Origin of the sequence: Streptomyces sp. CBMA123, from assembly GCF_014596465.1 — a bacterium.
In the GTDB taxonomy this organism is placed as follows: Bacteria; Actinomycetota; Actinomycetes; order Streptomycetales; family Streptomycetaceae; genus Kitasatospora.
Genome location: NZ_MECK01000173.1, coordinates 1 through 11,343, shown reverse-complemented (window position 1 = coordinate 11,343; position 11,343 = coordinate 1). Strand labels below are relative to the sequence as shown.

Here is an 11,343-nt window from a genome sequence, read left to right as displayed (position 1 = left end):
GCGGCGGCCGGGCCCGGGGCGCGCCGCCGCAGCCGGTGGCGGTGGCGCTGGCCGCGGAGGCGGCCGACTTCGCCGCGCTGGCCGGGTACGGGCTGTTCGGCGCGCTCGGGCACCGGGAGTACCTGGTGCGGGCGGAGGAGCAGCTGAGCGGCCTGCACCGGCAGGGGCTGGAGGTGCACCTGCGGGTGCTGGAGGCGGCCGACTTCGAGGACTACTGTGCCGCGCTCGGGCTCGATCCCCGGGCGCCGGCCGCCCGGGTCGCGTACGCGGGGGATCCGGAACTGGCCGGGGAGCCCTTCGTCTACGCGGGGGAGCCGCTGGCGGAGCTCCTCCCGGTGCTCCTGGACGACCACCGGGCGCGGGTGCGGATGTCCGTGGCCTGCGCGGCGCTGCTGAACGCGGTCGGCGACGACCTGGTGGGGCAGCGGCGGATGGCGGCGGTGATGCGGTACGTGACCTCGGTCTACCTGGCGCTGGCCGAGGGCGCGGGGGAGGGCTGTCACCTGCTGACGCTGCGGTGCCACGGGCCGGAGGACGGCGAGCAGCTCACCTCGGCGGTGGACGTCTGCGTGGAGGCGGGGCGGCTGCAGTCCGCCGGGCGGGATGTGGAGGCGTTCTGCGTCACGCTCGCGGCCGGGGTGGCGTCCGGGGGTGAGGGGGCACTGCTGCTGCACGGCGATCCGTCCGCGCCCCCGTCGGGCGAGCGCCCGGGCGGGCCTCCCGGCGGGTCTCCGGACGCGGCGAGGTCCGGGCCGGCGGTGCGGGGCTGGGCGCTGGCCGGCGGGCGGCTGCGGCCGATGACGGCCCATGAGGTGTTCGACGAGCTGGCCGACGACGCGGCGCGCGGGCTGCCGTTCCCGCCCGGCGTGGTCCCGCAGCCGGGGTTCCCGTTGCCGGGCTTCCCGGGTGCCGGGGGCGGAGGTGGGCTGGTGGGGTGAACAGGGCTTTCGCGGTCTGCGCATCCACCATGCGGCGCTGGGGACTGTTCATCGACCGCCTGTTCGGGGAAGATCGGAGAAGATCATCAGCAGGGGCGCGCGGTACCCCACGCCGCCGCTCCGGTCGCTCCGCTCCGAACCGTGCTCCGCAGGTCCGGCGAGCCCGACACCGAGAGGGGGCGCGCGGCATGGGCCGGATCGAGTTCACGGCGGAGATCGCCGAGTTGCTCGGGAAGGTGCGCCGACGTCCCACGGCGGGCTGGCCGTGGCGGCCGGGCGAGCAGGTGCCGGACGGGTTGCCGGTGAAGCAGTCCTGGGGGTGGCTGTTCGCCCCGGACGGGCGGGTGCTGACCCTGGTCAACCCCAAGGACGGGATCTGCTCGCTGCCCGGCGGCTCGCTGGAGCCGGAGGACGACGGTGACCCGGCGGCCGCGCTGGCCCGGGAGGCGGGCGAGGAGGCGCGGGCCGTGATCGGCCGGCCGTACTACCTCGGCTACCTCTACGACCGGGTCGGCTCGGCGAATGGCGGGCACGAGTGCGCGCGGGTCCGGATGGCGGCGGCGCTGCGGGCGGTCGGTCCCAGCGAGGCCGACCCGGCCTCGGGCCGGCACTACCGGCGGCTGCTGGTCGCGCCGGGGCTCGCCGTCGAGCTGCTGGGCTGGGGCGAGCCCGGACTGCGCCAGGCCCGGGTGGCGGTCGCCATGGCCGCCCACTGGCTCGGCGTGCCCGCGGCCGCGAACGAGACGATCGAGGAACTGCCGGTCGAGGGCTGCACGGTCTTCCCCGGCCCCGTGCACCCGGGCGGCGGAAGCGTCCCCGGGCACTGAGCCGCGCGCCCGGCGGGACGGGCGGCGCGATCGGGCCGGAACGGCTCCGCGCCCCAGAGCCGACGCACCGACGGCAGCATGCCGCGGAACTGGCGCACCGACGGCGCGGCGCCGCGGAATTGACGCACCGACGGCCGCATGCTGACCGGCGGCTGACGGAGAGCTGACTTCTCAAAACTTTTTGTCTACACGCGATGACCGATGCGCGTCGACATACACCTGCACCCACCTGGGCGAACTCACGTTCTGTCGGGGCGGGTTCACTTCTCTGCTATCAGACGGTCCGTCAATGTCCTTGGCATGACAGCTTCCGCGCTGGGCTACTGCCTGGTATCCCTTCTGTGACCCGCGTCATACCAGGAGGTCCAATGCTCCGCCCTGCCCGTGTTCTGTCCGTTGCCGCGATTGCGGCTGGTCTCACCATGACGACGCTCTTCACGGCGTCAGCCGCCAATGCGGCCGGTGTCAACTACGTCGCCCTCGGAGACTCGTACTCGGCCGGCGTCGGTGCCGGCAGCTACCTGAGCGACAGCGGTAGCTGCAAGCGCAGCACCAACGCCTACGCCTACCTGTGGAAGAGCGCGCACAAGCCGTCCTCCTTCGCATTCGTGGCGTGCTCGGGGGCGAGAACCGGCGATGTGCTCAACAACCAGATCTCCGCACTGAACAGTGGCACCACGCTGGTCAGCCTGTCGATCGGCGGCAACGACGCAGGCTTCGCCGACACCATGAAGACCTGTGTGCTGGGCTCCGACAGCGACTGCCTCAGCGCCGTCAACACGGCGAAGAGCTACGCGACGAACACCCTGCCCGGCCAGTTGGACCGGGTGTACTCCGCGGTCCACGCCAAGGCTCCGAGTGCCCACGTCGTGGTGATGGGCTACCCGCACCTGTACAAGGTCGGCGGCGACTGCATCTTCGGCATCGGTGACACCAAGCGCGCCGCCATCAACGGCGCCGCCGACGCGCTGGACGGCGTGATCGCCAAGCGGGCCGCCAACGCCGGCTTCACCTTCGGCGACGTGCGCAGCATCTTCGCCGAGCACGAGATCTGTGGTTCGCAGACCACCTGGCTGCACAGCACCACCCTGCCGATCGACGAGAGCTACCACCCGACCGACTCGGGCCAGGCCAACGGCTACCTCCCGGTGTTCAGCCGCTCCTGAGCGAGTCGGTCGTGGCGTCCCGCCCGGGCGACCGGGTGGCGTCGCTGACCTGCGCTACGGACCGGTCTGCTGACCGGCCCGTGCTCGTCCCCGTGCCCGTGCTCGCGCGCGTCCTCGTCGGTGCGCGCCGTTCGGCGTGAACAAGCGCCGCCCGGCCGGCAGTTCACTTCTGCGCCAGCTGACGGCCCGTCAATGTGTTTGGCATGAACGCTTCCATGTTCGACGACCGCTTGGTATCCCTTTCTGTGACCCGTGTCACACCTGGAGGTGCAATGTTCCGCCCTGCCCGTGCCCTGTCCGTCGCCGCGATAGCCGCCGTCCTCACCATGACGACGCTCTTCACGGCCTCGTCCGCCAACGCGGCGGCCGTCAACTACGTCGCCCTCGGTGACTCGTACTCAGCCGGTGTCGGCGCCGGCGACTACCTGGGCGACAGCGGTAGCTGCAAGCGCAGCGCCAACGCCTACGCCTCCCTCTGGTCGAACGCGAACTCCCCGTCCTCCTTCGCCTTCGTCGCCTGTTCCGGTGCGAGAACCGGTGACATCCTCAGCAACCAGATCTCCGCGTTGAGTTCCGACACCACCCTGGTCAGCCTCTCGGTCGGCGGCAACGACGCGGGCTTCTCCAGCACCATGAAGACCTGCGTGCTCAGCTCCGACAGCGACTGCCTCAACGCCGTCAACACGGCCGAGAACTACGCGACCAACACCCTCCCCGGCCAGCTGGACCAGGTGTACAACGCGATCCGCGCCAAGGCCCCGAACGCCCATGTCGTGGTCATGGGCTACCCGCACCTCTACCAGCTCGGCGGCAGCTGCATCTTCGGCATCGGCGACACCAAGCGGGCCGCCATCAACGAGGCCGCGGACACCCTGGACGGCATCATCGCCAAGGAGGTCGCCAACGCCGGCTTCACCTTCGGCGACGTGCGCGACATCTTCTCCGGGCACGAGATCTGCGGCTCGCTGGACACCTGGCTGCACAGCACCACCCTGCCGATCGACGAGAGCTACCACCCGACCGACTCGGGCCAGGCCAACGGCTACCTGCCGGTCTTCAGCCAGTCCTGAGGCGCCCGCCTCCACCGTCCCGTCGAACCCCTGACATGACGACCGGTGCCGCCGCCCCTCCCGTGCTCGGGGAGGGGCGGCGGCACCGTCGCGTCAGCGCCCGGTCGGGGCCGGACGCACCGGCGGGAAGGGGATCGCGGCGAGGGCCGGCAGCAGCTCGGCCTCCTCGTGGTCCAGGTGTGCCTCCAACTCGGCCGACATCCGGTCCAGTTCGGTCCGGAGTCGGTCCGGATCGGCGATCTCTATCCCGGCCAGCAGTGCCGCCAGCTCCCCCTTGATCCGGCCGATCTCCCGGTGCTGCTCGCCGAGTCGGTCCAGCACTCCGGCGAGCTCGGGGTGGCTGCGCGCCAGGGCCGGGAAGATCGCGGAGTCCTCCCCGGCGTGGTGATGCGTCAACCCCTCGCAGAACGCCAGACAGTGCTGGCGCAGCTGCAGCCCGAGCCCGGCCGGCCCGCCGGGGGTGTGGGCGTGCGCCTCCGCCCGGACGTGCCGCAGCTGGGCCCGCAGCCAGCTGTGCGCTTCGAGCAACTTGTCGGCCAGGCTGCGCACTTCGCGCGGACGGCCTGGCGGTGCCTCGGGCCGCTCCAGCGTGACCACTGGCAACTCCCGCTTGGTGTGCGCCTGGTAGTCGCCGTACCCGGGCGCCTCGCGGACGACGGCGGCGAACAACCGATCCCGGCGGGGGCCTTCGGCGGGTACGGCGATGGCGTCGAAGGTCTCGGTGCCGAGCTCGACCCGTACCACCGGGTGGGCCAGCAGATTGCGGTACCACTGCGGATGTTCGGGCGCCCCGGCCGCCGAGGCGACGACCAGGACCAGCCCCTCGGACCGGACGAACCCGAGGGGTACGGTGTGCGGTCGACCGGAGCCGGCTCCGGTGGTGGTCAGCAACAGCAGGTCGCCGCCCTCGAACGGACCGCCGACCCGGCCGCCGTTGGCGCGGAACTCCTCGATGACATTCTGATTGAAGGACATGGACATGTGTGTGTGGTGAAGTCTCCTGGGAATACGGGGGATTCGCGGCCACACACGGTGCCGGCACGGGAACGGGCGGACACCGCGGTGACCGCCTACGTCAGATCAGGGCAGCGGAGAAGGTACTCATCGCGCATCGTCCCTTTACACGTCAGGTGCTGGCTCGGCCGCCGGCCGGCCCACTGCTTTGTGGCCGACGCCGCGCTGCACGCCCTCATTAGAGCCGCGTCGCGGACACCCTGTCAACGAGCGTGATCACGCCCGGGCGGTCGAGCGGATCACCCCCCCGGATCCCACGCCGGAGCGGGGCAGGCTTGGTGGCCGCCCAAGAGGCAACGAGCGACAGACGACAGATAACGGATGACAGATAACGGATGACAGCTGACAGATTTCAGATGATGAATTCTGTCAGCTGTCATCGTGTCGGGCCCCCGGGGCGGGAGCGTCAGTGCAGGTAGTCGACCAGGCCGGCCGGCTTGAGGCCGGCGGTCTCGGCGGCCGCGAGGGCGCGGGGGAGGTCGGTGGCGAGGGTGTCGGTCCAGTGCATGAGGATCACGTCGCCGGGCTGGAGCCGGCCCGGGTGCCAGATGGTGGAGGCGCCCCAGCTGAAGTCCGCGTCGGCGGTCAGGACGGTGCGGATGCCGCAGTTGGCGGCGGCCAGCAGGGTGTCGGCGTTCCAGGCGAAGTACGGCGGGCGGAACACCACGGGCGCGGTGCCGAACAGCCGGGTCATCGCGTCGCGCGCGTCGCAGATCTCGACCTGCTGCTGTTCCAGCGGGAGCTTGCTGAGATCGGAGTGCGAGACGCTGTGGTCCTGGATCGAGGAGCCGGGCACGGCGGTGACCCGCTGGAAGAAGGCCGGGTCGGTGCCGGCCGGCATCGGCAGCGGGAAGGCCGTGATCGGCAGGTGGTGGTCGGCGATGAACCGTTCCGCCTCGGGGGTGCGCTGCCAGCCGTCGTCCACGGTGAAGAAGACGACCTTGTCGGTGGTCGGGATCGAGCCGGCCGCCACCGCCGGGGCGGGCGCCGGGCCGTCCACCCGTACGTCGTCCACCGAGAACGGGCCCTGCTGGTACCAGCCGTGCACGTAGAGCCGGATGCTGTGGGCGTCCGGTCCGGTGGTGAAGCGGGTGGTCAGCTGCTGCCAGCCGCCGGAGGTGGTCTCGGTCCAGGCGGGGGCGACGTCCCGGCCGGTGCCGGTGGCGCCCAGGTAGACGAAGTCGCCGCGCACCCAGGCCGAGGCGGTGTAGGTGGTGCCGGGCTGGACGGCGACGGTCTGGGCGCACTCGCCGGTGGAGTCGCCGTTCGCCGGGGTGACGGTGAGTGCCGAGGTGCCGGAGTGCGCGGCGGCAGCGGCGGTGGTGACGGCGGCCTCGGCCGGGCCGCCGGTGCAGGTCCAGCCGGGGATGCTGCCCCAGTCGGCGAGGCCGGGGGAGGGCAGCTCGAAGCCGGGGTTGGAGACCAGGTTGACGGTCGCGCCGGCGGAACCCCCCGCGGAGGCGGAGGCGGGGGCGGAGGCCGAGGCGGAAGCGGCCGGGACGGCGAAGGCCGTCAGCAGGGCGACGGATAGGGCCGGCGCGGACAGGCGCATGGACATCGACACGTGAGGACTCCAGCAGGTGGGGGCACGCCCGTGGGGAGGGCGCGAACGGGAATCTGGACCGTGGAACCAGAGCGCTCCCGGAGGGGCGGGAGCGGGTGGTGCTGGTGCGCCGCACTCGGACCGAAGAGCAACAATGGACTGGACCAATCGGCTCGTCAAGGGAACGGCAGGTGAACCGGAGGGCGAACGAACCGTCCGTAAAAGGGACAAGACGGAACGTCAGAAGACAGAAACAGAACTGCAGTTCATGCGCCGAGGCGAGGGCAATGAGGGATCAGGAGAGGTACAGCTCCTCGATGTCCGTCGAGTAGAACTCCGCGATCGCCGTCCGCCGCAGCTTGAGCGAGGGGGTCAGTAGCCCCTGCTCCAGACTGAACTCCCTTGGCAGCAAACGGAATGCCCGGATCGACTCGGCCCGGGACACCGCCGTGTTCGCCGCCGCCACCGCGCGCTGGACCTCGTCGTGCAGCTGTTCGTCGGCGAGCACCGCCCAGGCGTCCAGCTGTTCCCGTCCGCGGGTCTTCAGCCAGTGCGCGAGCGCGTCCGGGTCGAGCGTGATCAGCGCTGCCACGTACGGGCGGTCGTCGCCGACCACCAGGCACTGGGAGACCAGCGGGTGCGCCTCGACCCGTTCCTCCAGGGCCGCCGGGGCGAGGTTCTTGCCGCTGCTGGTGACGATCAGGTCCTTCTTGCGGCCGGTGATGGTGAGGTAGCCGTCCTCGTCGAGCCGGCCGAGGTCGCCGGTGCCGAACCAGCCGTCGACGAGTGATTCCGCGGTGCACCGCGGATGGTTGAGGTAGCCACCGAAGACCGATCCGCCGCGCACCCACACCTCGCCGTCGTCCGCGATGGCCACCGAGGCGCCCGGCACCGGCTGCCCGACGGTGCCGAGCTTCGGCCGCCCGGCCGGGTTGGCGGTGATCGCGGCGGTGGTCTCGGTGAGTCCGTAGCCCTCGTAGAGCTGGAGCCCGGCGCCGGTGAAGAAGAGGCCCAACTCCCGTCGTAGCGCGGACCCTCCGCACATCACGGTGCGTACCCGGCCGCCGAGTGCGGCGCGCAGCTTCGGGTAGACCGTCCGCTCGTAGGCGAGGTGACGCAGCCGCAGGGCCGCACCCGGGCCGGGGCCGCGGCCGAAGGCCTTCTGTTCCCGGGCGGTCGCCCAGTCGACGGCCACCTGCCGGGCCTGCTCGAAGAGTTCGCTCCGCCCGGCCGCCTCGGCGGTGCGCCTGGCGCGCTGGAAGATCTTCTCGAAGACGTACGGGACGGCGTGCAGGAAGCTCGGCCGGAAGCTCTCCAGGGCGGGCAGCAGCGCGTCGGCGGACACCTCGGGGATGTGGCCGATCCGGAAGCCGCCGCGGATCGCCGCGATCTGCACCGCCCGGCCGTAGACGTGTGCCAGCGGCAGGAACAGCAGGGTGGCGGGTTGGCCGCCGCCGGTGTCGCGGAGCACCTCGCCCCAGCCGGCGAGCAGGGAGTCGGCCTCGGCGGCCAGGTTGGCGTGGGTGATCAGGCAGCCCTTGGGGCGTCCGGTGGTGCCGGAGGTGTAGACCACAGTGGCGATGTTGGCGGCCGTGACGCCGAGCCGCTGGCGGTGCACCAGGGCGTCGGGGACGTCCAGGCCGTCCTCGGTGATGGCGGCGACGCAGTCGCGGTCGAGCTGCCAGATCCCGGTCAGGTCGGGCAGGGCGTCGCAGACCGCGCCGACGGTCATCGCGGCGTCCTCGTCCTCGACCAGGCAGGCCACCGCCTGGGTCTCGGCGAGGATCCAGCGCACCTGCTCGGTCGCGGCGGTGGGATAGACCGGCACGGTGATCGCGCCGATCGACCAGAGCGCGTAGTCGAACAGCGTCCACTCGTAGCGGGTGCGGGACATCAGGGCGACCCGGTCGCCGTAGCGCACGCCGCGGGTCAGCAGGCCCTTGGCGAGGGCGAGCACTTCGTCCCGGAACTCCCGTGCGGTGACGTCCTGCCAGCCGCCGTCGCCGGTCCGCCGGGACAGCTGGACCAGGTCGGGGGTGCGGTCGGCGGTGTCGTACAGGGAGTCGGCGAGTCCTCCGGTGGCCTCGAGCCCGGCCGGGGCGGGGGTGGTGAACTCGCGCACAGTCCTCCCCAGTTCGCTTCGCACGGCGCTGTCTGCCGGCCCGGCGCACGGGCACCGGGGTGGCGGCGCCCGGTCGCGCGGGGTGGAGCGAAACTATCGGATCGCTCTGTCACTGCCCAGGGTTGTGACGGTGACGCGACGAGATCGGCACCGGTCCGTACGAATGGTGTCGCAATCGGGGAGGAGTCGGGGAGGCGCCCGGGGCGGGCGGACCGGACCGCGACCGGCTTCTGACGTGTTCGGGGCAAGGTGAAGAAGCGGAATGGTTCGACCCTCGAACGTGTGGTCAGGGCGTAGTAGAGTCTCGCAGACCTGTGGCCGGGAGCCTCCCGCAGACTCCTCCTCAGGACTCCCCGAAGTACCGCCGAACCCGCCGTCCCCAGCACCCCGAAAGCCCGCCGAACCGCTCCCCGTCCGCGCCTGGCACTTCCGACCGAGGACTCCATGCGTCTGCGCAGCAGCTCGATCCGCGCGAAGATCATCGCGCTGCTCCTGGTGCCCATCGTCGCGCTCGTCGCCCTGTGGGTGTACGCGACGTTCGCCGCCACGGGGGACGCCTGGAACCAGCTGACGATCAGCCGTACGTACAAGGAGTACGGGGCGGCCGTGGACCAGTACACGGGTGACCTGCAGAACGAGCGCCGCGCCGCCGTCCAGCACCTGGCCGACCCGAACTCGCCGGTCGCCCGGGACGCCTTCGAACGCGCCACCACCGCCACCGACCGCAGCCTCGCGGTGCTCCGGCAGAAGAAGGACGGCGCCGGCGACCGGCTCTCCAGCGCCCAGCGGGCCCGCCTGGTGCAGATCACCGCCGCCGCCGACCAGCTCGGCCCGCTCCGGGCCCAGGTCGGCCGTCTCGCGCTCAACTGGGAGTTCGCGCTCGGGCAGTACAGCGACCTGGTCCGGCCGGTGTTCGGCTTCCGGTCCGCCTACGTCGCCCGGCAGAGCGGCCAGCTCCCGCGCCAGGGCACCATCCTGATCGAGCTGGTGCGCGCCCGCGAGTACCTGGCGCAGGAGGACGCGGCGATGGAGGGCCTGCGCACCGGCGCGGCCAGACCCACCGCCGAGCAGTACCAGACCGCGCTGGACGCCCTGCACAACCAGCAGGCGCTGTTCACCGTCTACATCGCCGAACTCGAACCCGCCGACCAGGCCGACTACATCGCCCTGCGCGGCGGCGAGGCCTGGGGCGCGCTGGCCCGCGCCGAGGCGGACTTCGTCGGCGCCGGCGGCCCCGACCGGGTCGTCCAGGCGCTCAACGGCGACAACTGGCGGGAGACCGCCGACCACTCGCTCGGCGACCTCTCCTCGATCAACTCCCGGATCAGCGCCGGACTGGACGACCGCGGCCGCTCCGCCGCGATCGCGGCCCTGTGGCGCGGCGGCATCGCCGGCGCCATCGGCCTGGTCGCCGTCGTGCTGTCGGTGCTGATCTCGCTCCGGATCGGGCGCGGCCTGGCCCGCGAACTGATCGGGCTGCGCAACGCGGCCAACGAACTCGCCACCACCCGGCTGCCCTCCGTCATGCTGCGACTGCGCCGCGGCGAACCGGTGAACGTGGCCGCCGAGGCGCCCGAACTGCACTTCGGCCAGGCCGAGATCGGGCAGGTCGGCCAGGCCATCAACGCGGTCCAGCGGGCCGCCGTGGAGGCCGCCGTCGAACAGGCCGAACTGCGTCGCGGCGTCGCGGCGGTGTTCGTCAACCTGGCCCGGCGCAGCCAGGTGCTGCTGCACCGCCAGCTCACCCTGCTCGACACCATGGAACGCCGCACCGAGGACCCGGCGGAGCTGGAGGACCTCTTCAAGGTCGACCACCTCACCACCCGCATGCGCCGGCACGCCGAGGGCCTGATCATCCTGGCCGGCGGCTCGCCCGGTCGGGCCTGGCGCAAGCCGGTCCGGATGGTGGACGTGGTCCGGGCGGCGGTCGGCGAGGTCGAGGACTACGCCCGGGTGATCGTCCGGCCCTTCCCCGGCACCGGCCTGCTCGGCAGCGCCGTCGCCGACGTCACCCACCTGATCGCCGAACTCGTCGAGAACGCGGCCGTGTTCTCCCCGCCGACCACCCAAGTCACCGTCCAGGGCGAGGTGGTGGCGCACGGCTTCGCGCTGGAGATCGACGACCGGGGGCTCGGGCTGGGCGAACAGCTGCTCGCCGAGATCAACGAACGCCTGACCGTGGAGCAGGAGTTCGACCTTGCCGACACCGACCGGCTGGGACTGTTCGTGGTCAGCCGGCTCGCCCGTCGGCACGGCATCAGGGTCCACCTGCGGCCGTCCCCGTACGGCGGGACGACGGCCGTGGTGCTGATCCCGCGCGAGCTGCTGGCGGAGGCGCCGGACGGCCTGCCGGAACCGCCCGCCACCGGGGCCGCCGGTGGCGCGGGGCGTCGGCCGGTGGGGCGCGCGGCCGGGCGGACGGCGGGGCGGCGTGACCTGGTCGCGGTGCCGGACGCGGCTCCCGGCGGCGTCGCTTCGGCGGTGTCCCCGGTCGCCTCGTCGAGTGCGGCGTCGTCGAATGCGGCGCCGTCGAGAGCGGCGTCCACGAGTTCGGCGTCGACGGAGGGCACGAGCGGGCGGCACCGGGGGACCGGCGGCCCGCGGCCGTCCGTGCCCGAGACGGGGCGTACGGCCAACGGGCTTCCGCGCCGGGCCTCGCGGAC

8 protein-coding genes are annotated in these 11,343 nt (G+C 72.3%); 5 read left to right on the top strand and 3 right to left on the bottom strand.

The window, feature by feature from the left end; all coding sequences use genetic code 11:
* The 4 genes from BG452_RS20355 to BG452_RS20340 all read left to right on the top strand — a co-directional run.
* Nucleotides 1–938: hypothetical protein (locus BG452_RS20355; protein ID WP_188305767.1), on the top strand; the 938-nt coding region annotated here is incomplete at its 5' end.
* Nucleotides 939–1,126: 188 nt separating this feature from the next.
* Entirely contained in the window at nt 1,127–1,765 is a 639-nt protein-coding gene (locus BG452_RS20350) for a hypothetical protein (protein WP_188305766.1), read from the top strand.
* 422 nt (nt 1,766–2,187) lie between these two features.
* Nucleotides 2,188–2,931, top strand: a complete 744-nt coding sequence (locus tag BG452_RS20345; protein ID WP_317621144.1) for an SGNH/GDSL hydrolase family protein — start codon at nt 2,188–2,190, stop codon at nt 2,929–2,931.
* 272 nt (nt 2,932–3,203) lie between these two features.
* Complete coding sequence (locus BG452_RS20340) at nt 3,204–4,001, top strand: SGNH/GDSL hydrolase family protein (RefSeq protein WP_188305764.1); 798 nt, start codon at nt 3,204–3,206, stop codon at nt 3,999–4,001.
* A gap of 93 nt (nt 4,002–4,094) precedes the next feature.
* On the opposite strand, the gene BG452_RS20335 is transcribed toward BG452_RS20340, so the two are convergent.
* The 3 genes from BG452_RS20335 to BG452_RS20325 all read right to left on the bottom strand — a co-directional run bounded on the left by BG452_RS20335 (nt 4,095) and on the right by BG452_RS20325 (nt 8,680).
* Nucleotides 4,095–4,982 carry a nitroreductase/quinone reductase family protein gene (locus BG452_RS20335; RefSeq protein WP_188305763.1) on the bottom strand — a complete coding sequence of 296 codons (888 nt, stop codon included), beginning with the start codon at nt 4,980–4,982 and terminating at the stop codon, nt 4,095–4,097.
* A 439-nt stretch (nt 4,983–5,421) separates the two neighbouring features.
* On the bottom strand, nt 5,422–6,573 hold the full coding sequence (locus tag BG452_RS20330) for a polysaccharide deacetylase family protein (RefSeq protein ID WP_223242488.1): 1,152 nt from the start codon (nt 6,571–6,573) through the stop codon (nt 5,422–5,424).
* A 280-nt stretch (nt 6,574–6,853) separates the two neighbouring features.
* The gene (locus BG452_RS20325) at nt 6,854–8,680 is read right to left on the bottom strand and encodes an AMP-dependent synthetase/ligase (protein WP_188305761.1); all 1,827 of its coding nucleotides are present in this window, start codon (nt 8,678–8,680) and stop codon (nt 6,854–6,856) included.
* Between the two features lie 444 nt (nt 8,681–9,124).
* On the opposite strand from BG452_RS20325, the gene BG452_RS20320 reads away from it, so the two are divergent.
* Nucleotides 9,125–11,343, top strand: a 2,219-nt coding sequence (locus BG452_RS20320; protein WP_188305760.1) for a nitrate- and nitrite sensing domain-containing protein, incomplete at its 3' end; no start/stop codon positions are given.